The 23645-nt window shown below is 70.9% G+C and carries 24 protein-coding genes, 1 tRNA gene and 1 pseudogene; 17 read left to right on the top strand and 9 right to left on the bottom strand.

Annotation, left to right across the window (positions count from 1 at the left end; translation table 11 throughout):
- Nucleotides 1–184 precede the first annotated feature (184 nt).
- The 4 genes from QTQ03_RS23390 to QTQ03_RS23405 all read left to right on the top strand — a co-directional run bounded on the left by QTQ03_RS23390 (nt 185) and on the right by QTQ03_RS23405 (nt 3236).
- Nucleotides 185–463 carry a GntR family transcriptional regulator gene (locus QTQ03_RS23390; protein WP_289279902.1) on the top strand — a complete coding sequence of 93 codons (279 nt, stop codon included), beginning with the start codon at nt 185–187 and terminating at the stop codon, nt 461–463.
- Between the two features lie 933 nt (nt 464–1396).
- A complete protein-coding gene (locus tag QTQ03_RS23395; protein WP_502889813.1) occupies nt 1397–1732 on the top strand; it encodes a nuclear transport factor 2 family protein in 336 nt (111 codons plus the stop codon).
- Between the two features lie 7 nt (nt 1733–1739).
- Complete coding sequence (locus QTQ03_RS23400; protein WP_289280958.1) at nt 1740–2438, top strand: SDR family oxidoreductase; 699 nt, start codon at nt 1740–1742, stop codon at nt 2436–2438.
- A gap of 393 nt (nt 2439–2831) precedes the next feature.
- Nucleotides 2832–3236 (top strand): MmcQ/YjbR family DNA-binding protein, encoded by a 405-nt coding sequence (locus tag QTQ03_RS23405; protein WP_289279903.1) that lies wholly within the window; start codon nt 2832–2834, stop codon nt 3234–3236.
- 190 nt (nt 3237–3426) lie between these two features.
- Here QTQ03_RS23405 and QTQ03_RS23410 read toward each other — a convergent pair whose 3' ends face one another.
- Entirely contained in the window at nt 3427–3672 is a 246-nt protein-coding gene (locus QTQ03_RS23410; RefSeq protein WP_289279904.1) for a hypothetical protein, read from the bottom strand.
- Nucleotides 3673–3698: 26 nt separating this feature from the next.
- On the opposite strand from QTQ03_RS23410, the gene QTQ03_RS23415 reads away from it, so the two are divergent.
- The 3 genes from QTQ03_RS23415 to QTQ03_RS23425 all read left to right on the top strand — a co-directional run bounded on the left by QTQ03_RS23415 (nt 3699) and on the right by QTQ03_RS23425 (nt 5155).
- Entirely contained in the window at nt 3699–3863 is a 165-nt protein-coding gene (locus QTQ03_RS23415; RefSeq protein WP_289279905.1) for a hypothetical protein, read from the top strand.
- Nucleotides 3864–4301: 438 nt separating this feature from the next.
- The gene (gene cutA / locus QTQ03_RS23420; RefSeq protein ID WP_289279906.1) at nt 4302–4628 is read left to right on the top strand and encodes a divalent-cation tolerance protein CutA; all 327 of its coding nucleotides are present in this window, start codon (nt 4302–4304) and stop codon (nt 4626–4628) included.
- 53 nt (nt 4629–4681) lie between these two features.
- Nucleotides 4682–5155: a molybdenum cofactor biosysynthesis protein gene (locus QTQ03_RS23425; protein ID WP_289279907.1), complete on the top strand. Its 474-nt coding sequence runs from the start codon at nt 4682–4684 to the stop codon at nt 5153–5155.
- Nucleotides 5156–5198: 43 nt separating this feature from the next.
- On the opposite strand, the gene QTQ03_RS23430 is transcribed toward QTQ03_RS23425, so the two are convergent.
- From QTQ03_RS23430 to QTQ03_RS23440, 3 genes are all read right to left on the bottom strand, one after another.
- Entirely contained in the window at nt 5199–5855 is a 657-nt protein-coding gene (locus tag QTQ03_RS23430) for a 4'-phosphopantetheinyl transferase family protein (protein ID WP_289279908.1), read from the bottom strand.
- A complete protein-coding gene (locus QTQ03_RS23435; RefSeq protein ID WP_289279909.1) occupies nt 5848–6048 on the bottom strand; it encodes a hypothetical protein in 201 nt (66 codons plus the stop codon). The genes QTQ03_RS23430 and QTQ03_RS23435 overlap by 8 nt, the downstream gene beginning before the upstream one ends.
- 534 nt (nt 6049–6582) lie before the next feature.
- The gene (locus QTQ03_RS23440; protein WP_289279910.1) at nt 6583–8268 is read right to left on the bottom strand and encodes a dolichyl-phosphate-mannose--protein mannosyltransferase; all 1686 of its coding nucleotides are present in this window, start codon (nt 8266–8268) and stop codon (nt 6583–6585) included.
- A gap of 83 nt (nt 8269–8351) precedes the next feature.
- Here QTQ03_RS23440 and rsmI point away from each other — a divergent pair, with 83 nt between their 5' ends.
- On the top strand, nt 8352–9212 hold the full coding sequence (rsmI, locus tag QTQ03_RS23445) for a 16S rRNA (cytidine(1402)-2'-O)-methyltransferase (RefSeq protein WP_289279911.1): 861 nt from the start codon (nt 8352–8354) through the stop codon (nt 9210–9212).
- Nucleotides 9213–9252: 40 nt separating this feature from the next.
- Here the strand turns inward: rsmI and QTQ03_RS23450 are convergent, their stop codons facing one another.
- Nucleotides 9253–10140, bottom strand: a complete 888-nt coding sequence (locus tag QTQ03_RS23450) for a hypothetical protein (protein ID WP_289279912.1) — start codon at nt 10138–10140, stop codon at nt 9253–9255.
- Between the two features lie 150 nt (nt 10141–10290).
- Here QTQ03_RS23450 and metG point away from each other — a divergent pair, with 150 nt between their 5' ends.
- Nucleotides 10291–12093: a methionine--tRNA ligase gene (metG, locus tag QTQ03_RS23455; protein WP_289279913.1), complete on the top strand. Its 1803-nt coding sequence runs from the start codon at nt 10291–10293 to the stop codon at nt 12091–12093.
- Between the two features lie 100 nt (nt 12094–12193).
- Here the strand turns inward: metG and QTQ03_RS23460 are convergent, their stop codons facing one another.
- A complete protein-coding gene (locus tag QTQ03_RS23460) occupies nt 12194–13045 on the bottom strand; it encodes an alpha/beta fold hydrolase (protein ID WP_289279914.1) in 852 nt (283 codons plus the stop codon).
- Between the two features lie 104 nt (nt 13046–13149).
- Nucleotides 13150–14397, bottom strand: coding sequence for a hypothetical protein (locus QTQ03_RS23465; RefSeq protein ID WP_289279915.1), 1248 nt, complete (start codon nt 14395–14397; stop codon nt 13150–13152).
- Nucleotides 14398–14504: 107 nt separating this feature from the next.
- Here QTQ03_RS23465 and QTQ03_RS23470 point away from each other — a divergent pair, with 107 nt between their 5' ends.
- The 6 genes from QTQ03_RS23470 to QTQ03_RS23495 all read left to right on the top strand — a co-directional run bounded on the left by QTQ03_RS23470 (nt 14505) and on the right by QTQ03_RS23495 (nt 20771).
- Nucleotides 14505–15443 carry a TatD family hydrolase gene (locus QTQ03_RS23470; RefSeq protein ID WP_289279916.1) on the top strand — a complete coding sequence of 313 codons (939 nt, stop codon included), beginning with the start codon at nt 14505–14507 and terminating at the stop codon, nt 15441–15443.
- Between the two features lie 127 nt (nt 15444–15570).
- On the top strand, nt 15571–16440 hold the full coding sequence (gene rsmA, locus QTQ03_RS23475) for a 16S rRNA (adenine(1518)-N(6)/adenine(1519)-N(6))-dimethyltransferase RsmA (RefSeq protein WP_289279917.1): 870 nt from the start codon (nt 15571–15573) through the stop codon (nt 16438–16440).
- A gap of 135 nt (nt 16441–16575) precedes the next feature.
- A complete protein-coding gene (locus QTQ03_RS23480) occupies nt 16576–17523 on the top strand; it encodes a 4-(cytidine 5'-diphospho)-2-C-methyl-D-erythritol kinase (protein WP_289279918.1) in 948 nt (315 codons plus the stop codon).
- A gap of 231 nt (nt 17524–17754) precedes the next feature.
- A complete protein-coding gene (locus tag QTQ03_RS23485; protein WP_289280959.1) occupies nt 17755–19554 on the top strand; it encodes an ABC-F family ATP-binding cassette domain-containing protein in 1800 nt (599 codons plus the stop codon).
- 99 nt (nt 19555–19653) lie between these two features.
- Nucleotides 19654–20109, top strand: a complete 456-nt coding sequence (locus tag QTQ03_RS23490) for a DUF4383 domain-containing protein (protein WP_289279919.1) — start codon at nt 19654–19656, stop codon at nt 20107–20109.
- Between the two features lie 197 nt (nt 20110–20306).
- On the top strand, nt 20307–20771 hold the full coding sequence (locus tag QTQ03_RS23495) for a DUF4383 domain-containing protein (protein WP_289279920.1): 465 nt from the start codon (nt 20307–20309) through the stop codon (nt 20769–20771).
- Here QTQ03_RS23495 and QTQ03_RS23500 read toward each other — a convergent pair whose 3' ends face one another.
- Entirely contained in the window at nt 20772–21458 is a 687-nt protein-coding gene (locus tag QTQ03_RS23500; RefSeq protein ID WP_289279921.1) for a TetR/AcrR family transcriptional regulator, read from the bottom strand.
- A 94-nt stretch (nt 21459–21552) separates the two neighbouring features.
- A pseudogene (locus QTQ03_RS23505) lies at nt 21553–21757 on the bottom strand (acyl-CoA desaturase); the annotation flags it as partial.
- Between the two features lie 109 nt (nt 21758–21866).
- Here QTQ03_RS23505 and QTQ03_RS23510 point away from each other — a divergent pair.
- Together QTQ03_RS23510 and glmU are read left to right on the top strand one after the other, a co-directional pair.
- A tRNA-Gln gene (locus QTQ03_RS23510) sits at nt 21867–21938 on the top strand.
- 118 nt (nt 21939–22056) lie between these two features.
- Nucleotides 22057–23595, top strand: coding sequence for a bifunctional UDP-N-acetylglucosamine diphosphorylase/glucosamine-1-phosphate N-acetyltransferase GlmU (gene glmU / locus QTQ03_RS23515; protein ID WP_289279922.1), 1539 nt, complete (start codon nt 22057–22059; stop codon nt 23593–23595).
- Nucleotides 23596–23645 lie beyond the last annotated feature (50 nt).

Below are 23645 nucleotides of genomic sequence, written 5' to 3' on the forward strand. Positions count from 1 at the left end.
TGAGCCCTGCCCGGTCGGGTATGGGGGAGCCCGACCGGGCAGGGGGTGCCGCCGCACCGAGGCGAGTTCGGGTCCTCCACGACCAGCGCAGCGGGATGGCCGCACCGTACCAATCCTGGTCTACCTACGTCTAGATACGTAGAAGGTCGGAGCGGCTCGTGTCGAGACTTCTAGCGTCGAGAGCATGGAGCCCGACCCGGACGCCGACATCGACCACGGTGCGCCGCTGCCGCCCTACCGGCAACTTGCGGGGATCCTGATGGCCCGGATTCGTCGCGGTGACTGGCAGCCCAACCGGGCCATCCCCTCCGAGGTCCAGCTTGTCCAGGAGTACGGCCTTGCCCGCGCGACCGTCCGACGCGCTATCGCCGTGCTCGTGGAACAGGGCGTGCTGTTCGTGGTGCCGCAACGTGGAACGTTCGTCAAGCCGGAGAGCGAACGACCGTCGATGCCCGATGCATGATCATCGGGCACAGATCCGGCACAACTGAGCCCGAAAACCCCTGTAAAACGTCGAGAGTCGATGAGGGCTGCCGCCCTGGTCGGGCGGCAGATCTGCCCGTTTGGGATCGATCTTGGACGTTAGGGGTTCAAATCCCCTCAGCTCCACCCACAAAAACACAGGTCAGAAGGCTCAGCCGCCCGCAGCGGCCGGGCCTTCCGCCGTGCATCGTCAGCTACCCGTATCCGGCCCCGGAGCGGCTGGAAGGCCTCTCCAGACATCGCGGTCGGCCACGGCGGTAGGGAACGCCGGGCCAGGCCCGTTCCCTGGACCATCCGCAGGCTGTGAGTAGAGTGACCTTGCCGCATTGACATCCCCCCGGACCCGGGCCTCGGCCCGGCCACTGCGCAACGGGTCGCGGCCGCCAGCGCCAGATGCGGGCGGACGGGGGCACGGCAGTCGAGGCCTTCGCCATCGTCGAGGCCCACCGCCACGCTGGTGTCTGTACGCGAACACGGTGCGGCTGTCTTTGTGCGAACACGGCGCGGCCCCGGATCACGAGATCCAGGGCCGCGCAGTTCCTGCCTGCGGCTACGTCACCGCCGAGGCGCGCGGGCCGCCTGCCCGTTCGCCCTGATCTGCAATTGCCCAGGCCGACTGGACGCACCGCAGCGCGGTGTGGGTCGCCTTCAGCGGCAGCTCGACGTGCGCGTCGTCGCGCACGTCGTGGCCTGCGATTGCGGCGTCTGCTGTACCGCCTTCGGCAGCACGAGACCGCGGGGCGGCCGAACTGGGCGGAATCTGCCCGCTGACGGAGCAGCACGCGCCCGGTTCCGGCCGGCTTGGGCCCCTAACCTGGTTCTCAGCGTCGACCCGTACGGTAGCCTGAAGATCAACACAACGACGCCATCCGTCGAAACGGGTCAAGCCCGAGGCAAAGCAGCAGCAGAAGCGGTGATCGACATCAACAAGCCCGTCGCGGTCGTGGAACGTCAGCTTGACGCCTACAACAGCCATGACCTGCAAGCTTTCGTCAACACCTACGCCGTCGACGTGCGGATCGACCGCCGTGACGGGTCGCGGATCACCGGGCGGGAAGCCCTCCGTGACGCGTATGCCGATCAGTTCTCTGCAGGGCGATGCCGTGCGGAAATCATCGCTCGCATGACCGAGGGTGACTGGGTGATCGACCATGAGGTGGCGCACGGACTGGCCGACGAGCCGATCCGTGTGCTGGTGGCGTACCGCGTGCACGACGGTCTCATCAACCGCGTCCACTTCTTCGCCTGACAGGATCCTGATGGGTAGATACGTGATCACCGGGGCCACCGGCGGCATCGGCGGAGCTGTCGCGGAGCTGCTGCACGACCAGGGGCATCAGCTGGTCCTGGTGGGTAGCCACGCAGGGCGCCTCGAAGCAGCGGCCCAGCGATTGGGCGGATGCGAATTCCTCGTTCTCGATCTGCTTGACGTGGAGGGGATCACCGCTCGCGGATCCCTCCCGGCCGCTGGAGATAGCCCCGTCGATGGTCTCGTGCACAGCGCCGGTCTGGCCGATCTGGGCACAATCGCCAACTCGACGGCCGAAAGCTGGATGAGTCAGTATGCGGTCAACGTGGCGGGTCCGGCTGCACTCACCCGTTGTCTGTTGCCTGCGCTGCGGACTGCTCGTGGCCACGTCGTCTTCGTCAACTCCGGCCAGGGCCTGCACACCAACGCGGGCTGGGGCGCATACTCCGCGAGTAAACACGCGGCCCGCGCGCTCGCGCAGGCGTTGCGGGCGGAGGAAGGTCCGAACGGTATTCGCGTGACCAGCGTCTATCCCGGCAGGACAGCCACGCACATGCAGCAGGACATCCGTCGACAAGAGGGTGCGCAGTACGAGGCGGAGGCGTACATCCAGCCGCGCAGCGTGGCCCGGACCGTGCTGGCAGCGCTCATGTCGCCCCCCGACATGGAGGTCGCCGACGTGTCCGTCATCGCTCCTGCCGGGTGAGGCAGCAGCCGACCTGCGCGGTCGGCAGCACCAAACCCAGCTCGGACGAAGGCTGCCGCACCACCCTCAACAGCGACGAAGGCCGACTGAATCCACCGACGGGATCGGGCGTTGGGGTTCGTCCGGGGCGTCGCACCGGGCCGCGCCTCCCGGTAGACGCCGCCTACGGCGCCTGGCGGGGGTTCGGTGCGGATCCTGGTGGGGTGGTGGAGAGGCAGGCAACGGAGCCCCGGACGTTACCGTGGTCCCTCGGTCAGGTCGATTACCCATGAACCGGGTGCACGGATCTGCCGCGATGATGTGCCGTGCGAACCGTAGGTCGACCGCTGCGGCCGGTGCGGGTTACCGTCGGCAGGGCGCCGCAGCCGTCCACCGTGTGCTTACCATTCTGATATGCCGCACCCCATCATGTTTGACGAGGCAGACCCACTCCTGAGGCGACTGCGGGCGCTCGCCCTGGCCTTCCCCGACGCGGCCGAGAAGGTTTCCCACGGCCGTCCCGCCTTCTACACCACCAAGGTCTTCGCCTACTACGGGGGATCGGTGAAAGTCGACGGCGTCCATCGGCAGCACGAACAGTCGGTGCTCGTGCTGGTTGATCCCGACGAGCGTGCGGCGCTGTCGGACGAACACCGCTGCTTCGTGCCAGCCTACCTGGGCGCCTCCGGGTGGATAGGGGTCGACCTGACCGGCGACACCGACTGGGACGAGGTCGACGAGCTACTCGACGCCAGCTACCGACGTACGGCTGGAGCGCGCAGGGTTGCCCTGCTCGACTCCCAGCGGTCCCGAACATGACGCCGGCCGAAGCCATACACAGTGACGACCGCCACGACAGCGCCGGCCCCGCCAACGCACGGGGCTGCCGCAGCCCGCGTGGCGCGGATGCCGCTCCGACCCCGCTGGTGAGCGCGTCCAGCGGCCGGTGGAGTGGGCCGTCGCAGTCGAAGTAGACAGAACCAGTGGGTTTTGACTGCTCAGTCGGGGACTAGGTCCAGCGGGCGTGTACCACAAGCATTGTCGGCTGCACCGCCACCTGGACTGCATCGCCCCGCAACTGTCCCGGAATCGCGTTGAATGTGAACAGGCAGTCGTCGTTGACGGTCCACGGTGGGATTTCGCCGGCCTCGTACGCGGCGTGCATCGCGGGAAGGTCGAGCCGGTGGGAGGTGCCGATTGTGCGGTGTGGTCCGCGCAGTGCCACCGGTTCGGTAGGGGCGTGCTGCTTGACCACGACGGACACCCCCCGCCTTTCCAGCCTTGACCGAGCCGTTGAGCGCGTTGTCGTCCGAGGTGACCTCGCTGACGGTACCGGCGTGCCGGCAGCCCGGCGAGTCGGGTTGGCCTACCGTCATGGCGAGCGCCGAGCTGGATGAGTTGATCGTCGCGGATGCCGAGGATATGCCGCGGGCCGCAGCGCGGTGATGACGCCGATTGTGCGTGTCGTTGATCCGGCGTTGTTCGGCGGTGGGGTCCTTCTTCTCCGGGGTGTTGAAGGGCAATTCGGAGACCGAGGTTGTTGCACCCAGCCCCACAACGGCCGCCAGCGCGGTAACGACGGCTTTGAGGAATATGCACTACCTCCCGCAGGCCGGGCGGGGGAGGGTATAAATTCGGCTTCAACGCATGACTCGCGGCGCTGACGCCGGGGGTGGCCGGCAGTGGGCGAAGGTGTTTCCATGACGGCATGACTGAGACGGCAGGTGCGCATCGTGCCGGACGCGGCGGTGACGGTCAGCCACTCCGTCTGGGGGTGGCATTGCGGCCCCGTGTTCCACGCCGGTCTTCCAGGACGGCCCGCGTGTTCATGACCCAACCTCCCGAGCCCGCGATGACGACGCCGTTGCAGGAGGGATCACCGAAGTGAATGACGAAGTATGCGAGGTCGTAATCACCTCCGACAACCCTGACTGGCTCATCCAATTTACCCGAACGTTGGTCGAGCAACGCCTTGCGGCTTGCGGCCACAACATCACAGCTATCCGCTCTATATACCGCTGGCAAGATTCGATCAACGACAGTCAGGAAGCCCGGGTAGCTCTGCACACACGCCGCCCTCTGGTGACACGGATCACCGAACTTGCGAACGCGGAGCACGCCTACGACGTTCCGTGCGTGATAGCCCTACCGATTGTCGCCGGCAGTCCCGCCTATCTGGAATGGGTCCTCGCGGAGACGACAGCGGAGTAGCGGTGCGGGCAACTTCGCGTCGGCTGGGGTGAGTCGTTCGTAGACTCGGCGGCGTGCCCGAGATCGTCCAGTTGTTGGCCTCGCCCGTGCACCGCTACGTGGGCCGGCCCGCGGAGGGCCCCGCGCCGGCGCCACCCGGTGAGCTCGTTGACGAGGTGCGGCTCCGGGCCGGTCTCGGTATCCTCGGCGATCGTTACTTCGGCAAGCCCGCGCACCGCAACGCGAGTGTCACGGTGATCGCCCGGGAGTCGCTACCGCTCGGTTCGGATCTGGTGCAGGTGCGGCGGAACATCCTCACCGCCGGTATCGCCGTGGACGAGCTGGTCGGGGCGGTGCTCGTGCTCGACTCGGGTGACGGGCCGGTCCGGCTGCGGGTGAACCGACCGGCGAACCCGTGTGCCTGGATGGACGTCACGATCGGCCCGGGTGCGTTCCGGGCGTTGCGCCGCCGTGGTGGCGTCCGCTGCGACCCCTTGGACGACGGGGTCCTTCGCGTCGGCCCGGTGGCGGTTGCCGTCGAAGGCTGATGCCGTCCCGGGCCGGTCAGGCCGGGTTCGACCCGGTCGGCGCTCACCCCGCCGCAAGGGCGGCCGCGGTGCGGATGAGCGCGGGCTCGACGGCGAAGCGACCGTGGATCACGGTCGGTGGGTCGGCGATGGGCGCGGCGGCCACCCGGGCCGGGGCGATTCGTGCGGTGAACGTGCCGGCCTCCGGGTCCAGTTCCAGGTGCGCGTCGTGGAAGTCCAGCCAGGTGCCGACCAGCGGGTGCCAGATCTTGTAGACCGTCTCCTTGGCGCTGAAGATCACCGCCGGCCAGGAGGTGCCCGCCGGCAGCTGGGCGAGGATGGCCTCCTCCGCGGGCAGGCAGATCAGCCGGCGTACTCCCGGGGCGAGTTCCTTGTGCTGCTCGGCGTCGAGGCCGACCGCCCGGATCTCGCCGGACCGGGCCGCGGCGGCGGCGCAGTAGCCCCGGGTGTGGGTGATGGCTCCGACGATCCCGGCGGGCCACACCGGCGCGCGGTCGGTGGCGGAGGGTACCGCGACCGGCGGCACGCCGAGCGCGGCGAGGGCCCGGCGGGCACAGACGCGGCCGGCGGTGAAGTCGCGGCGCCGGCTCTCCACCGCACGTTCGCCGAGGCAGGCCAGCTCGGCGGGAAGCAACTCGCCGGTCCAGTCCGCGGTGCCGGCGACCGCAACCGCGACGGCCGGTGGCAGCAGGTCACGCATCGGTGTTCCCGCAGAGGTGGGCCCTGCCATCGGACCGCTCAACCGTCAGGTCGTCCTCGACGGCCAGCTGCGCCTGCACGCCGACCAGCCGGCGGACGCCCTCGCGGCTTCCGGAGCCGGGGGGACGGTGCGGTAGGTGGTGGCGGGTTGGCCAGGCGAGCGCATGGTCCACGGTCGGCGTCGTGACAGCCATGGTCGGTCAACGTACCGCAATCGGGCAACGCCGGAATCCTCGCTGCGCTGTTGTGGCGTCGCCCAGGGGCGAGGACATGAGTGTCCACTGTAGCCCGAACCCGGGCGGACAGGACCGGAAGGGAAGGGATGTGCGCACCGCAACCGATCGGCTGTGGCGCTCCGTCCCGACGTGAGGACGGACCGTCACATGTTGTTGGTAGGGCATCCGTCCGGTGTGGCGTCGGTCGGAAATTTGACCGGAGGCGCCCCATTGTGCCGCTCCACACGGCTGGCTAAGCTCTTCCATGCGCGCTCCAATCGCCCGCTTCCCCCGTGGCAGGCGATCGGAGCGCGCGTCTATTTGCAGCGCGTCTATTTGCAGCGCGTCTACTTCAGCGCGTTGGTGTCGGCCCGCACCGCACACACCTGCGGCCTCTCGTCGTGTGCCCCGCTCCACCGTAGTCCGCCCGGTCAAGCACGGCAGGTGTCCGTCTCGTATCCCGGAGGTGACGGAACACACCGCCGCGACCCGATGGTGGAACGCCGCCGTCGGTCAGATCCAGCGGCCGTCCAGCCACATCCGGTTGGACCAGTCGCCGTACGGGATCGTCTCGCCGACGAAGATCGGATAGAAGTACGCGAAGCAGAGCGCGACCAGCAACACGTACGCGCCGGCGACGACGGCACCGACGAGCCGGCGGTCGTAGCTCGCCTCCCGCACGGCGGCGCCCCCGACCGCCGGCTCCGGCGGTCCGACGATCGTCCCCAGCACGTACGTCACCGCGAGCACCAGGAACGGCAACGCCGGCGCGGTGTAGAAGGAGAACATCGTCCGGCCGCCGTCGACGGCGAACCAGAACCACGGCAGCAGGCCGCCGGCCACGCAGAGCAGGATCGCCCCGGCGCGCCAGTCCCGCCGCGCGAGGCCCAGCCAGGCGAGTGCGGCCAGGGCCGGTAGGAACGACCACCAGAGCAGGGGAGTGCCGAGCAGCAGCACCTCGGAGGCGCAGCTCGCCGCCCCGCAGGGCCCGTCGCCGGACCAGTAGAACGCCACCGGTCGCCCCAACAGCAGCCACTGCCACGGCCACGACTGGTACTTGTGCGGGTCGTCCAGCTGTGCGTGGAAGCCGTACGCGGCCTTGTGGTACTCGACGAGGTTGTTCAGCGCCCCGATGACGGGGGTGTCGCTCAGCGGGGCGTTCGGGTAGCGCTCGGCCAGCCGGTAGTAGCCCTCGTCGCCGAGTAGCCAGCCGGACCAGGTGGCGACGTACGTGACCGCCATCAGCAGCCCGGCCGCCACGAGCCAGGGCACCTCGTCCAGCATCGTGTCCCGCCACGGCCGGCGTACCCCGGCGGAACGGCGTGCACCCACCTCCCAGAGGACGACCAGCAGCGCGAACACCGGCAGGAAGTACAGCGCACTCCACTTCACCGCGCAGGCGCAGCCGAACAGTACCCCGGCGGTCAGCCGCCACCACGGCCAGTTCCGCCAGCCGCCGGCCGGTCGGCCGGCGCGCCCGGGGCGACGTGGTTCGAGGCCGGCTTCCATCGCCCGCGCCCAGCGGCGCCGCCGGGAGTCCCGGTCGAGCAGCAGCGCGCCGAATGTGGCCAACACGAAGAAGAGCAGGAAGATGTCGAGCAGCGCGGTGCGGGACAGCACCAGGTGAAAGCCGTCCAGGGCAAGCAGCAGACCGGCGGCGCAGCCCAGCGCCGTCGATCGGAACATCCGCCGCCCGATCCGCACCAGCAGCAGGACCGACAGCGTGCCGGCGACGGCGGCCGAGAACCGCCAGCCGAACTCCGGGGCGGTGGTCACCAGGTGCCCGGCGACCGACACCCCGTGCTCGGTGTCGGAGTAGCCGAAGGCCCACTCGCCGAGCCCGATCAGCCACTTGCCGAGAGGCGGATGGACCACGTACGACGGGGCGCCGTCCTGGTAGTTCCACTCGACGCCCCGGTCGACCAGCCCCCAGGCGTCGCGGGCGTAGTAGACCTCGTCGAATACCTTGCCCGGCGGGTGGCTGAGGTTGAGGAACCGCAGGATCGCCGCGATCGCGACGATCACTCCGGTGGCAAGCCAGGACCGCCCGTCGAGGTGGGCGTCGACGGTGGCCAGCCGGCGGCGCACGATGCCGGGGACCCCGCCTCCGCTGACACCGGGGGGTGCGTCCCGGTCCGTGAGAGCGACGTGTTCCGGCTCGGCCTGGCCTGTGGGGTGCGCTGTCGACGCCTGGGTCACCCCGCGATCGTAGGCTGCCAGGGTGGCCGGTGGTGTCAGTCGGCCCGCGAATCCGTACGGCCATCGATGAAGGAGAACGTCTCGTGGGTGAAGAGCGTGCTGCCGGGCGTCTGATCCTCCTCGGCGCGCCGCTCGGGAATCCGGCCGACGCGTCCATCCGCTTCCGCGAGGTGCTCACCGGCGCCGACGTGGTGGCCGCCGAGGACACCCGCCGGCTCACGCGCCTCGCGCGTGACCTGGACATGACCGTTCCCGGACGGATCGTCTCGTACTTCGAGGGCAACGAGGAGCGTCGCACTCCGGAGCTTGTCGACGTGCTGGTCGCCGGGCACGTCGTCGCCCTGGTCACCGACGGTGGGATGCCCAGCGTCTCCGACCCCGGCTACCGGCTGGTCCGGGCGGCGCTCGACGCCGGGGTGTCGGTCACCGCCGCGCCCGGCCCGAGCGCGGTCACCACCGCCCTCGCCCTGTCCGGGCTGCCCAGCGACCGGTTCTGCTTCGAGGGCTTCCTGCCGCGCACTCCCGCGGCCCGTCGGTCCCGGCTCCGCGCGCTCGCCGCCGAGGAGCGCACCCTGGTCTTCTTCGAGGCGCCGCACCGGATTGCCGGCGCCCTCACCGACCTGGCCGCCGCGTTCGGCGCCGACCGGCCGGCCGCGTTGTGCCGCGAGCTGACCAAGACGTACGAGCAGGTGCTGCGCCGCCCTCTCGGCGAGCTGGCCGGGTGGGCTGTCGAGGGCTCGCCGCGCGGCGAGATCACCCTGGTGGTGGCCGGTGCGCCGGAGGTTGTGGCTGAGCGCCCGGGCGACGACCGTCTGCGCGCGGCGGTGGCCGAGCGGGAGGCGGCCGGCCGATCCCGCCGCGACGCGGTCACCGAGGTCGCCACCGAGTACGGCCTACGCCGCCGAGAGGTCTACGACATCGTCCACCGCGCAGGTGCGCGATAGGGAGCCCAGTTACTACCTCGGGTGCTGACCGGGGTCGTCCTTACCAGGCGGTCACGAGGAAGCCGACCGTGATGAGCAGCGGGCCGGCGGCCGAGGCGGCGATCGCCCACCGGCGTGCGCGCCGGTCGGCCAGCCGGGTGGCCCCGGTCCAGTGGGCGATCCCCGCGCCGCAGCCCGCAACGGCGAGTAGCCCGAGCAGCCAGCGCAGGTGCCCGCCCGCGCCGGTGCCCGCGTACGCGGTGCCGGCGTCCGGGCCGGTCATCCGGGCTGGCACCAGGCTGCCGGAGGTCGTCAGTTCTCGGGGCACCCCGGTCACCACCACGCCGTGCGCGACCCACCGGTCGGTGGAGGCGACGAAGTTGCCCCGGCAGCGCTGGGTGAGCCCGCCGCCGGTGCAGTCGTCGATCACCACCTGCCCGGTGGTGCCGTGCCCGACAGCCAGCCACAGCGGTGCTGCGCTAACCCAGGCGAAGAAGGCCGCCACCAGACTGAGGGCCACCAGGGCGACCAGGCTGGGCAGCGGGTCGGGCGGGTGCGCGGGCCGGCGGACCTGCCGTCGCCACCTCCGGAACCGGGCCACCCGGCCGCGGCCGGGGTCCGATTCCCGCTTGACCGGCGTACCGTCCCAGTGCACCTCCTCGATCGGCGCCCATACCTCCTCGCCGTCCGGTGGGTCGCTGGGGCGGGAGCGGCCGCGGCGGAGCCGGCGTGGTTGCCGGACCGGAACCCGGCGCGGAAGCGAGTCAACGGGCGCCCCGGTGGTCGGCTCGATCTCGACCGCGGGGTCGGCCGCTGGCGGTGCGGCCGGGACCGGCCGGGGGTGTGGTGCCACGGCACCCCCGCGGGGCGGTGCTCCGGATTCCTGACGGCCGCCGGCCGGCGGGCCGGCCGGATGCTCGTCGGCTCGTCTGCCACTCACGGTGTTCATTGCAACACCGGTACGTGTGTCTCATCGGGCACGTCAGGCCGCGTGTCGAGGACAAATCGGACTGGCGCCTGCCCGGCTGACGCGCGGCTGTCGACCCGCGCACCCCATTGATTCGCAGCCGTCCCGTGCGGGTCACTAGGCTTGCTGGTCATGAGTCACGTTCTCGCGGCGGTTGCCTGGCCCTACGCCAACGGCCCGCGCCACATCGGCCATGTCTCCGGCTTCGGTGTTCCCTCCGACGTCTTCGCCCGGTACATGCGCATGGCCGGCCACGACGTGCTCATGGTCTCCGGCACCGACGAGCACGGCACGCCGATCCAGGTGCAGGCCGACGCCGAGGGGGTCACCCCACGCGAACTGGCCGACCGGTACAACCGGGTGATCGTCGAGGACCTGCACGGCCTCGGGCTGTCGTACGACCTGTTCACCCGCACCACCACCCGCAACCACTACGCGGTGGTGCAGGAGCTGTTCGAGGGGATGCACCGTAACGGCTACATCGTCCCGAAGACCACCATGGGTGCGATCTCACCGTCCACGGGCCGGACCCTGCCCGACCGCTACATCGAGGGCACCTGCCCGATCTGCGGCTACGAGAGCGCCCGCGGCGACCAGTGCGACAACTGCGGCAACCAGCTCGACCCGATCGACCTGGTCGACCCGAAATCGAAGATCAACGGGGAGACGCCGACGTTCGTCGAGACGGAGCACTTCTTCCTGGACCTGCCGGCGCTCGCCGACGTGCTGCGGCAGTGGCTGGACACCCGGGAGGGCTGGCGGCCGAACGTGCTGCGCTTCTCGAAGAATCTGCTGGACGACCTCCAGCCACGGGCCATCACCCGGGATCTGGAGTGGGGTGTGCCGATCCCGTTGGAGGGCTGGCGGGGCCGCCCGGACAAGCGTATCTACGTGTGGTTCGACGCGGTGATCGGCTACCTGTCCGCCTCGATCGAGTGGGCCCGCCGTTCCGGCGACGCCGAGGCGTGGCGGAGGTGGTGGTCCGCGGACGGGCCGGGCAAGGAGTCCAGCGGGTACTACTTCATGGGCAAGGACAACATCGTCTTCCACTCGGTGATCTGGCCCGCCCTGCTCGCCGGCTACTCGGGCGAGGGCAGCAACGACGGGCGGCCCGGCGAGCTCGGCCCGCTGAACCTGCCGACCGAGGTGGTCTCCAGCGAGTTCCTGACCATGGAGGGACGCAAGTTCTCCTCGTCCCGCCGCGTGGTCATCTACGTCCGGGACTTCCTGGAGCGGTACGACGCCGACGCCCTGCGCTACTTCATCGCCGTCGCCGGCCCGGAAAGCAACGACACGGACTTCACCTGGGCCGAGTTCCTCCGGCGCAACAACGACGAACTGGTCGCCGGCTGGGGCAACCTGGTCAACCGGTCGATCTCGATGGCCGCGAAGAACTTCGGCGCGATCCCACCCATCGATCCGGCCGGGCTCACCGAGGCCGACGAAGCGTTGCTCGCGGTGGCCCGTGCCGGCTTCACCGCCGTCGGTGAGCTGATCGCCAAGCATCGGCAGAAACAGGCCATCGGGGAGGCGATGAAGGTGGTCGCCGAGGCCAACCGTTACCTGTCCGAGCAGGCGCCGTGGAAGCTCAAGGGTGCGGCGGACAAGCCCCGGATGGGCACCATCCTGCATGTCGCCCTGCAGGTGGTGAGCGACGCGAACACGCTACTCACCCCGTTCCTGCCGCACTCCGCGCAGAAGATCCACGAACTGCTCGGCGGTACCGGCGTGCACGCTCCGATGCCGGTGATCAAGGAGGTCGACGACCTTGACGGCGGGCCCGCGTATCCGGTGCTGACCGGTGACTACTCGGTCGGCGCGCGCTGGCAGCCGGTGCCGCTGGAGGTGGGCCGGCCGCTCGCCGCGCCGAAGCCGGTCTTCCGTAAGCTCGACCCGTCGATCGTGGACGAGGAACTGGCCCGGCTGGCCGGTTGACCCGGCGGCGGCCCCGGATGCCCGTGCCTCCGGGGCTTGCCGGGCGGCCTCGATCAGCACGCGACCGACGCCCAACGCGCGCCATCGCGTCCGCGACCGGTCAGGCGCGCGCCATGGCCGGCGTTCCGACGAAGTCCATGAGCGCGTGGTTGAACTCGGGCGCGTTGGTCCACGGGATGCCGTGTGATGCGCCCTTCAGCGTGACCAGCCGGCTGTCGGACAGCATCGGTTGCAGCCGGCCGCCCGTCTTCGGGTACGGCAGCACGGCGTCCTTGTCCCCCTGCACGATGAGCACCGGAACGTCGATGTTCGGCAGGTCACCACGGAAGTCGGTCTGCCAGGCGTCCACGCAGTCATGGGTGCCCTTCGCCGACGCCCGTACGCCGATCTCCCAGTGCGCCCGGAACGCCTCCTCGCTGACCAGCTTTCCCTTGTTCTCCTGGTAGTTGAAAAAGTTCTCGCAGAACTGGGTCAGGTAGGCGAACCGGTCGTCGATGATCGCCTTCTGGAAGCCGTCGAACAGACTCTTCTCGACACCCTCCGGGTTGTCCTGCGTCTGCAGCAGGTACGGCGCCAGCGGGGCGAGCAGCACCGCCCGCTGCACCCGGTCCGATCCGTACGCCCCCAGGTAGCGGGTCACCTCGCCGGTGCCCATCGAGTGGCCCACCAGGATCGCGTCCCGCAGGTCCAGTTCCGTCATCAGCACGTCCAGGTCGGCGGCGAACGTGTCGTAGTCGTACCCGAACGTCGGCTGCGCGGAGTTTCCGAAACCGCGCCGGTCGTAGGTGATCGTCCGGTAACCGGCGGCCAGTAGCGGTCCGACCTGCTTCTCCCAGGTCGCTCCACTGAACGGGAACCCGTGGATCAGCACGATCGGCTGACCCGAACCGTGATCCTCGTAATACAGGTCAATGGGGGCGGAGTTCTCCGTCCCCACGGTGACGAACGGCATCGTCTCTCCCCACGGTGTGCTCCTCATCGGTCGCCTGGCGCATTCCCGGCCCACCGGCCGGTATGCGTCGCCGGCCGACCGGCGCGCGCCGGTGATCCGGGCGCTCAGAGCACGTACGGGTGGTCCACCACCTGGTCGTCGGTCACCTCGGTGCCGGGCGCCCACGCCTCGTAGATGCCCCGCTCGTGGCACTGCGCGCCGGTCGTCGCCACCGCCTCGGGACCCGGCTGGCACAGCCGCAGGCGCAGCCAGCCGGCTTCCTCCCGCAGCACCAGGCAGGGCACCCTCCGCCACCGGGCGAAGCGCACCCGACGGGCCGCCGAGTCGACCGGGTACCGGGCGGCCCGGGTCATCGCCAGCACCCGGAAACCGCCGGGCATGTCGGCGACCGCCTCGTACTCGCCTCCGGCGTAGCCGCCGACCAGTTGGGTGGAGCGGGGCGCATCCCCGGTCGGCACGTACTCCTGGTCGGGCGACAGACCCGGCACCGCGGCCAGCAGGTGCCGCCACTGCGGGCCCACCATCCGCAGCCAGCCCCGCTGCTCCGCCTGGTAGGTGTACAGCACCACCTCGGTCCCGTCGGCGGGGTAGGCGAGCAGGGCGGCGTTCGCCGGCATCGGCAGGTCGGCGAAGTCCCTGGTGACGAACTCGGGCACCAACTGACTGCTGCTCGGGACGAAACCGGTGCCGAGCACCGCAGCACCCAGCCGGTCACGGGGAGTCAGCATCGTCAGCCCGTGGTGGCCCGGGCCCACCGGCACGTCGTAGTCGGCCGGGTCGGCGGCCCGCCAGCGCAGCGCGTACGTCACCTCGGTGCCGTCCCGGGCCCCCGCGCCGTCACCGCGTAGCACCGCCGTCGCCGCCGGGGTGCGTAGGTGGGCAACGTCGTACTCCCGGTAGCAGAAGCCGTGCGGCAGCCACCCGCGCACGTAGCCGGCGAGCTGCCGGGGGGAGAGGACCTTCACCATCCGGGTGCCGGGGCGGATCACCGCCGACCGCCGGACCTTCGTGAGGAGCGCGTCGTCGGCCGCCAGCGGCTGTTGGGAAAGACGGTGCAGGTACGCCCACCCGTGCTCGCGGTGCAGCGGCACCAGCAGCGGCGCCTCCGGCTCCTCAACCGGCTCCGGCGCGCCGTGGACCGCCGTTACTTCGGTGACGTGCACGAACGTGCGCCACGGCAGCACGGAGCCTGGCCGGGGTGCCCACTCGAAGCCGGCCACCTCGTCCGCGCTGAACAGCTCGTACGCGGCACCTCGGGCGATCTCCTCGGCTGGATACACCGCACCGCCGTACGCGACATGCAGCCCTGTTCGCTCCCCGGCCGCACCGCTGGCCCGAGGGGTGACACTCATGCTCTCACCTCCTGCCCGCGACGCCTGTCCACGCGGCGACGCTAAGTGTGGGCGGCGTAGCCCAGGTGAACAGCAGGGGACGGGTGGATGGACAGGGCAGATGTGTGATGCTTGCGACGATGAGCAAGCAGACCGAGTCCCGGAAGCAGCGTGCGGCCCGCCGGGCCGGGGAGTTCCCGCCCGCGCCCGAGCCGCTGCCCCGTCCGGTGCTGGACAGCCACACCCACCTCGACATCACGGTCGACGAGGCCGGTGTGCCCCCGCGAGACGCGACGAGCCAGTCGTGGGGGATCGACCCGTCGGCCGGCCAGGTCGACGACCCGGTCGGAACGGCCATCGAGGTGGCCGCCGCCGTCGGTGTCGACAGGCTGGTGCAGGTGGGGGTCGACGTCGAGTCGTCCCGGTGGGGCGTGGAGGTGGCCCGCACGTACCCGGCGATCGTCGCCACTGTCGCGCTGCACCCCAACGAGGCCCCCCGCCTGACCGATCTGGACGAGGCGCTGCGGGCCATCGAGGCGCTAACCGCCCAGGACCGGGTGCGGGGCGTCGGGGAGACCGGAATGGACTTCTACCGCACCGGCGAGGAGGGGCGCGCCGCGCAGGAGGAGAGCTTCCGCGCCCACATCTCCATCGCCAAGCGGTACGGCAAGACCCTGGTCATCCACGACCGGGAGGCGCACGCCGACGTGCTGCGGATCCTCGACGACGAGGGCGCTCCGGACACCGTGGTGATGCACTGCTTCTCCGGTGACGCCGACTTCGCCCGCGACTGCGTCCGCCGCGGCTACCTGCTCAGCTTCGCCGGCACGGTTACCTTCGGCAGTGCCGGTCCGCTCCGCGGGGCCGCCGCGTTGACCCCGTTGGGTCAGATTCTGGTGGAGACCGACGCGCCGTACCTCACCCCGATGCCGCACCGCGGCCGGCCGAACGCGTCGTACCTGATTCCGCTCACCGTCCGCTCCCTCGCCGCCACGACCGGCGCCGACCTCGACGACCTCTGCGCCGCGATCTCCGCAACCGGAGAGCGCGCGTTCGGCCCGTGGTGAAGCGGGCGAGCGACCGCAGACGCTCCGGCGCAACAGGTGGCCGCGACAGGTTCGCCAGGACCCTCGGCCCAAGCGGGGAAACGGGTCCCTTCCGATCACCGTGCCCGCGCCGCATACGCTACGGGGCGTGACCGGTCTCCTCGGCCCGGCGGAGATCCGGGACCTTGCCGCCCGCCTCGGCGTCGCACCCACCAAGAAACTCGGCCAGAACTTCGTGCACGACCCCAACACGGTCCGGCGGATCGTCACCACCGCCGGGCTCGCCCCGCACGACGTGGCGCTGGAGGTCGGCCCGGGCCTCGGCTCGCTCACCCTCGCCCTGCTGCCGGTCGCCGCGCACGTGCACGCCATCGAGATCGATCCCACGCTCGCCGCGGCGCTGCCGGGGACCGCCGTCCGGCATGCCGGCGCCGACGCCACCCGGCTCACCGTCCACCGGGCCGACGCGCTGCGGGTCACCGCCGAGCAACTCGCCGGCCCGGCACCGACCGCGCTGGTGGCCAACCTGCCGTACAACGTCGCCGTGCCGGTGGTGCTGCACCTGCTCGCCGAGTTGCCGACCCTCCGGTGCGGCCTAGTGATGGTGCAGAAGGAGGTGGCCGACCGGCTCGTCGCCGGTCCCGGCTCCAAGGTGTACGGCGTGCCGTCGGTCAAGCTCGCCTGGTACGCCCACGCCCGTGCGGCGGGGCGGGTCCCGCCCAACGTGTTCTGGCCGGTGCCGAACGTCGACTCCGGACTGGTCGCGTTCACCCGTCGCGATCAGCCCCGTGCCGACGTACCCCGGGAGCGGGTCTTCGCCGTGGTGGACGCGGCGTTCGCGCAGCGTCGCAAGACCCTCCGCGCGGCCCTCGCGGGCTGGGCCGGTGGCGCCGACCGCGCGACCGAGGCTCTCACCGCCGCCGGGGTGGATCCCGGCGTACGCGGGGAGTCACTGACCGTCGCGCAGTTCGCCGCCATCGCCGCGTCGGCCCCCGCCGCCGGCGGCGCCGCGCAGTAGGCTGGCGCCGTGCCCGCCAGGGCCGTCCCCATGTGTACGTGTACGGCGCCGCCGCCAGCCGGTCGCCGACTCCACCGAGGAGCTGATCGTGAGCAAGCCGTTCGACATCCGGTCGGTCGTCCGGGACGTCGCCCGGTGACCGAGGCCTGGCGACCGGACGACGACGAGCCGCGGGGTGCCAGCGGTCCGGTGCGCGTGAAGGTACCTGCCAAGGTCAATTTGCATCTTGGGGTGGGTCCGCTGCGCCGCGACGGTTACCACGAGCTGAACACGGTCTACCACGCGATCTCCATCCACGACGAGTTGACCGCCCGCCGCGGCGACACCCTCATTTTGACCATGGAGGGCGAGGGCGCCGGCGAGCTGGCGCTGGACGACTCCAACCTGGTCGTCCGGGCCGCGCACGCCCTCGCCGGCTACGCGGGGGTCCTCCCGCACGCCCGGCTGCACCTGCGCAAGCACATCCCACTCGCCGGCGGCCTTGCCGGGGGGAGCGCCGACGCCGCCGCGGCGCTGGTCGCGTGCGACGCGTTGTGGGGCACCGGGCTGTCCCGCGACGAGCTGGCGGGCATCGCCGCCGACCTCGGCTCCGACGTGCCGTTCTTGATCCACGGCGGCACCGCGCTCGGTACCGGGCGGGGTGAGGCGGTCAGCCCGGTGCTGGCCCGCCCCACCTCCTGGTACTGGGTGGTAGCGATCGCCGACGGCGGCCTGTCCACTCCGGCCGCGTACCGGGAACTCGACCGGCTTCGCGACGCCGGGGCCGCCGGCACGCCCCTCGGCAGCACCGACATGCTGTTCGCCGCACTCCGCCAGCGTGATCCCCGGGTGCTCGCCGCGGCCCTCGGCAACGACCTCCAGGACGCGGCTCTGTCCCTGCGTCCGCCCCTGGCCAACACGCTCAAAATGGGAGAGGCGGCCGGTGCGCTCGCCGGTATCGTCTCCGGGTCCGGGCCCACCTGTGTCTTCCTGGCGTCGGACGCGGCCGACGCGGAGCGGATCGCCGTTGAACTGCGCGCCGCCGGGGTTTGCCGGGAAGCCCGCGTCGCGCACGGCCCGGTCGCCGGCGCGCGGGTTGTCTGAGCGCTGCCCCGATCCGGCCACCGTCGGCCGGCCTTGGTCGAAAGGACGCCGCCGGCACCGCGACGTCGCGGCTCGCGACATCGCGGTCAGCCGGAAGGACCGTCCCGTCGGGACGGAGTTGATCGAGGTGGGCGGCGCGCCGTGCCGGGCGAGGGGTGGTCCGCGTACCCTTGGGCCGGGCGTCCCCAGGTGCCGGAGCCGGCACGGGACGCCCTGATCATGGGAGGTGCAGTGGCCAACATCGTCAACCTGGACCGGGTGTCCAAGGGCTACGGCGCGGCCGGGCCGCTGCTCACCGACGTCTCGCTCGGCCTCGACGACGGCGACCGGGTGGGGGTCGTCGGCCTCAACGGCGCCGGCAAGTCGACCCTGCTGCGCCTGCTCACCCGGCAGGAGGAGCCGGACGACGGCCGGGTTACGCACCGTCGTGACCTGCGTGTCGCCTGGCTCCCGCAAGCTCTCCAACTCGCTCCGGACGCCACCGTCCGGGACGTCGTCCTCGGCACCGCGTGGCTCGGCGAGAGCATGGGCGCCGAGCACGAGTGGGCCGGGGACGCTGGTGTCCGGGCCGTCCTCGACGGCCTCGGCATGCCCCACCTCGGCCTCGACGCGCCGGTCGGCCCGATGTCAGGCGGGGAACGCCGCCGGGTGGCCCTCGCCGCGCTGCTGGTCCGCGACTCCGATCTGCTTGTCCTCGACGAGCCAACCAACCACCTCGACGTCGGCGGCGTCGACTGGCTGGCCCGACACCTGCTCGGCCGTAAGGGCGCGCTCGTCGTGGTCACCCACGACCGGTGGTTCCTCGATGCGGTCTGCACCACCACCTGGGAGGTCGCCGACCAGGCCGTCCGGGCGTACGAGGGCGGCTTCGCCGCCTGGACGCTCGCCCGCGCCGAGCGCGAGCGGATCGCCGCCGCCACCGAAGCCCGCCGGCAGAACCTGCTCCGCAAGGAGATCGCCTGGCTGCGTCGTGGTGCCCCGGCCCGCACCTCCAAGCCGAAGTTCCGCATCGAGGCGGCCAACGCGCTCATCGCCGACGTGCCGCCTCCACGCGACACCATGTCGCTGCAACGGCTCGCCACCGTCCGGCTCGGTAAGCAGGTGTATGACCTGGAACACGTGCGCCTGCACGCCGGCCCCAAGGAGATCCTGCGCGATCTCACCTGGCAGGTCGGTCCCGGTGACCGGATCGCGGTCCTCGGCCGCAACGGCGCCGGCAAGACCACCCTGCTGCGGATGCTCGCCGGCATCACCCGCCCGGACGGTGGCCGCTTCGCAGTCGGCGCCACGGTGCGACCAGCGTTCCTCTCCCAGGAACTCGCCGAGCTCCCCGGCCACCTGCGCGTCTTGGAGGCCGTCGAGGAGGTCGCCCGGCGGGTCCGCCTCGGTGACCGGGAGATCTCCGCCGCTCAGCTCGCCGAGGTATTCGGCTTCGACGACCGCCGGCTGTGGACACCCGTCGCCGACCTCTCCGGCGGGGAGCGGCGCCGGCTCCAGATGCTCCGGCTGCTGGCCGGCGAGCCGAACGTGCTGCTGCTCGACGAGCCCACCAACGACCTTGACACCGACACCCTCGCCGCGCTGGAGGACCTGCTCGACTCGTGGCCCGGCACGATCGTCGTGGCCAGCCACGACCGGTACCTCATCGAGCGGGTGACCGACTCCGTTTACGGGATGTTCGGCGACGGCCGGCTGGTGCACCTGCCCGGCGGCGTCGACGAGTACCTCGTCCGGGCCGCTGAGGGGGGCCCGGACGCCGCCCTGAGCCCGCCGGCGGAATCCGCCACGCCGGCGCCGGCCGGCATGTCCGCGGCCGAGGTACGCCAGGCCCGCAAGGAGCTGGCAAAACTGGAACGGCAGGTCGGCAAGCTCGAACAGAAGGAGGCCGACCTGCTCGACCGGCTGGCCGCCCACGCCACCGACTACGCGACGGTCGCCGACCTCGATGCCCAGCTCAAGGACGTACGGGCCGAACGGGAGCAGGTCGAGGAGGCCTGGCTGGCCCTCGCCGACCAACTCCCCGCCGGCTGACGGTCCCGTGGCGACGTGCGGGGCCGTGTGCGGCGTCACACCGGGACATGCGGGAGAATCACCGGCGACCCGCACTCGAACGTCGTTGGAGACTCAGAGATGGCCCACACCCCCGTCAACCACCCCGCGCGGCCGATCTACCGGGCGATCGGCGGGCTGACCGGTCTGTACCTGGTCGCCTTCGGCGCGCTCGGTCTCATCGCCAGCGCCGGCAACGAACTCCTCGCCCAGGACGGCACCACGGTCCTCGGCCAGGGGACGAACCTCGGTTTCTCGCTGCTCAGCGCCCTGCTCGGGGCCGCCGTGCTGGCCGGCACCGCGATCGGCCGCAACGTCGACGTGACGATCAACCAGTGGCTGGCGTACGCCCTGCTGGCCCTCAGCCTGGCCGGTCTCGCCTTCATCCGGACCGAGGCGAACATCTTCAACTTCAGCGTCGTCACCGTCGTCGTGCTGATGGTGGTCGGTCTGGTCCTTCTCATGGTCGCCATGTACGGCAAGGTCGGCACCGACGAGGAGCAGGATGCCTGGCAGAAGGCTCGATTGGTGCTCTGACACGGCGGCGTCCGGCACGGCCACGGTGCCAGGTCCTGTCGGCGCGGTGCCGGCCCGCCACGGACGAGCCTCGCCGTTGCTGCTGGCCTCGCGTGCTGAGCTGTGGTTCGGGTGCCGAGCACGGGCCGGATTGGGGTACGCGCGGCCGCTCTTCGGGTGACAATTCAGATTGATGTCGTTACCCGGACGGAGGGGACATGGCGCACTTTCCAGTGAATCATCCGGCACGATCGATCTATCGGGTCCTCGCCGGGCTGATCGGCCTCTACATCCTGGTCTTCGGTGTCTGGGGTGTCGCCCAGACGTTCGGTGACCCGCTCTTCGGCCGCGACGGCAACTGGATACTCGGTCTGCGCACCAACCTCGCGTTCTCGTTGGCCTCGGTTCTCTTCGGGATCGTGCTCCTGGTCGGTGCGTCCCGACGGGGCAACCTCGGCCACTACATGAATCTGACCGCCGGCATCGTCTTCCTGGTCACCAGCATCCTGATGATGTCGGTGCTGCAAACCCCGGCCAACTTCCTCAACTTCTCGATGTCGACCGTCGTCGTGTCGATGGTCTTCGGGCTGATCCTGCTCGGGACGGGCCTCTATGACAAGGTCGGCCCACAGGAGCACGCCGAGGCGGAGCGACGTAACCGGGTCGGCGCCGAGCGGCCCTGATCACCCTTTCCGGACGGTGATCAGGCCCGGCTTCGCCTCGAGGTGCGACAGGCCGTTCCAGGCCAGGTTCACCAGGTGCGCCGCCACCGTCTCCTTGCGGGGCTTGCGCACCTCCAACCACCAACGGCCGGTCAGGGCGACCATCCCCACCAGGGCCTGTGCGTAGAGCTCGGCGAGCTTCGGATCGTATCCCCGGCTGGAGAACTCGGCGCCCAGAATGTGCTCCACCTGGTGTGCGACGTCGTTCATCACGCTGCTGAAGTTGCCCGTCGCCGACATCAACGGCGACTCCCGGACCAGCACCCGGAACCCGCTGGTCTCCTCCTCGATGTACGTGAGCAGGGTCAGCGCCGCCTGCTCCAGCAACTCGCGGGGGTGACCGGCGGTCAGCGCGGTGGTGATCCGGTCCAGTAGGCTGCGGACCTCCCGGTCCACCACCACGGCGTACAGCCCCTCCTTACCGCCGAAGTGCTCGTACACCACCGGCTTGGAGACCCTGGCCCGGGATGCCACCTCCTCGATCGACGTGGCGTCGAACCCGCGCTCGGCGAAGATCTGCCGGGCGATCGAGATCAACTGCTCACGCCGCTGGGCGGCCGACATGCGTACGCGGGAGGTCTTGGCGGCCGTCGCCGGGACCGCCCGGCGGCGCCGGGCACCGCCTGCACCGACCGGCGTGTCCGTCATGTCGTCACCTCGCCGGCGCTCGGTGACGCCCTGTTGTGGGATGGAGCCGGTCACCCGGCCATACTGCCAGGTGAGGTCGGGCGGTACCGTCCGGTTACCGCTCGGCGCCCGGTTTCACCAGCTTGGCCGCGATCCGTTCCGACGTCGGCCACCGGACGTCCCGCGCGACCCCCAGCGTCTCGAACAGCCAGATCACCCCGGGCGGAGATGTCCACCTGTCCCGGCAGGACACCGTGCCGGGCGCTGGTCGGATCGGCGTGGTGCAGGTTGCGCCAACTCTCGCCGAACGACAGGATCGCGGCGGTCAGAGGTTCGGCAAGATCGAAGGGATCATGAAGGAATGGCGGATGGCGGCGGGGCTGTGAGGCGCTAAGGTGTAGCGGCGGAGCAAGCACGCTTGTATCGCGATCGGCCGTGGTGTAATTGGCAACACCCAAGATTTTGGCTCTTGAGTTTCAGGTTCGAATCCTGGCGGCCGAGCTCCCCCGGAGTCGACGAGGCCCCGGCGTCGACGCGTCGATGGGGTATCCGACAATCTTCCCATGCTCTCTGGTTAGCATTGCCGCGAGACTGTCGCCGTCCCGACGGGAGCCACGTCGTGTCCCAGCAGCCCCAGCTCCGCACCGTCGTCGTGCTCGCCGCCGGTGAGGGCAAGCGGATGAAGTCCGCGCTGCCGAAGGTGCTGCACCCGCTGCTCGGCCGTACGCTTGTCGGTCACGTGCTGAGCGCGGCCGAGCCGCTTGCCGCGGACCGCACCGTGGTGGTGGTGGGTCATGGCGCCGACCAGGTGCGCGCCCACCTCGCCGAGATTGCTCCGCAGGCCACGCCGGTGCTCCAGGCGGAGCAGCTCGGCACCGGGCACGCGGTCCGCATCGCGCTGGACGCGGTCCCGGAGATCAGCGGTACCGTCGTTGTGATCAACGGTGACGTCCCGCTGCTGCGGCCGGAGACGGTCGGCGCGTTTGTCGAGGCGCACGAACGGGGGGCCGCCGCGGCTACCGTGCTCGCCGCGGAGGTGCCTGACCCCACTGGACTCGGCCGAGTCCTGCGCGACGTCGACGGTCGCCTCCAGCAGATCGTGGAGCAGCGCGACGCCACCCCCGCCCAGCGGGAGATCCGAGAGATCAACGCGGGAATCTACGCGTTCGACGCGGTGCGGCTGCGAGCTGCGCTCGGCAAGCTGTCCACCGACAACGACCAGGGCGAGGAGTACCTGACCGACGTCTTCGGCCTGCTGGGCTCGGCCGGCGAGCCGGTGGCCGTGCACGTGGCAGCGGACCATGTCGAGACGCTGGGTTGTAACGACCGGGTCGAGCTGGCCGCGCTGCGGCGGCTGCTGCGCGACCGGGTCAACGAGGCCTGGATGCGGACCGGGGTCAGCCTGCTCGACCCGGATACCACCTGGATCGACGTGACGGTGGCGTTGGACCGGGACGTCGTCGTCGACCAGAACACGCAGCTGCGGGGCTCGACGGTGGTCGGCGCCGGTGCGCTGGTGGGGCCGGACGTCACGCTGGTGGACACGGTGGTCGGGCCGGACGCCTCGGTGGTGCGCAGCCACGCGGTGGGGGCGGAGGTCGGCACGGGGGCCAGCGTCGGCCCGTACGCGTACCTGCGGCCCGCGGCGCGGTTGGCGGAGAAGGCGAAGGTCGGCACGTTCGTCGAGGTGAAGAACTCGGAAATCGGCACCGGGTCGAAGGTGCCGCATCTGACGTACGTCGGGGACGCGACGATCGGCGAGCAGAGCAACATCGGCGCCGCGACCGTGTTCGTGAACTACGACGGGGTGAACAAGCACCGCACGGTGATCGGTAGCCACGCCCGCACCGGGGCGGACAACATGTTCGTCGCGCCGGTGGCGGTGGGCGACGGCGCGTACACGGCGGCGGGTTCGGTGATCGACCACGACGTGCCGGCCGGGGCGCTCGGGGTGGGCCGCGCGCGGCAGCGCAACATCGAAGGCTGGGTGGTCAAGCGGCGGTCCGGTACGGCTGCGGCGGAGGCGGCGGAGCGGGCCCGGCGGGCAGCAGAGGGTGTGGCTGCGTCGGGTTCGGTGGAAAGCGAAGGTGACGCACTCCATGGGGATGCCAAGCCCGTGAGCCACGCCGTGGGCACGGGAGATACTGCAACTGAATAGCCCCCGGCCCACCACCACCGCGCCGGGTACCACCGACCAACGGGAGCAGA

It is taken from the genome of Micromonospora sp. WMMA1363 (assembly GCF_030345795.1).
Classification (GTDB): domain Bacteria; phylum Actinomycetota; class Actinomycetes; order Mycobacteriales; family Micromonosporaceae; genus Micromonospora.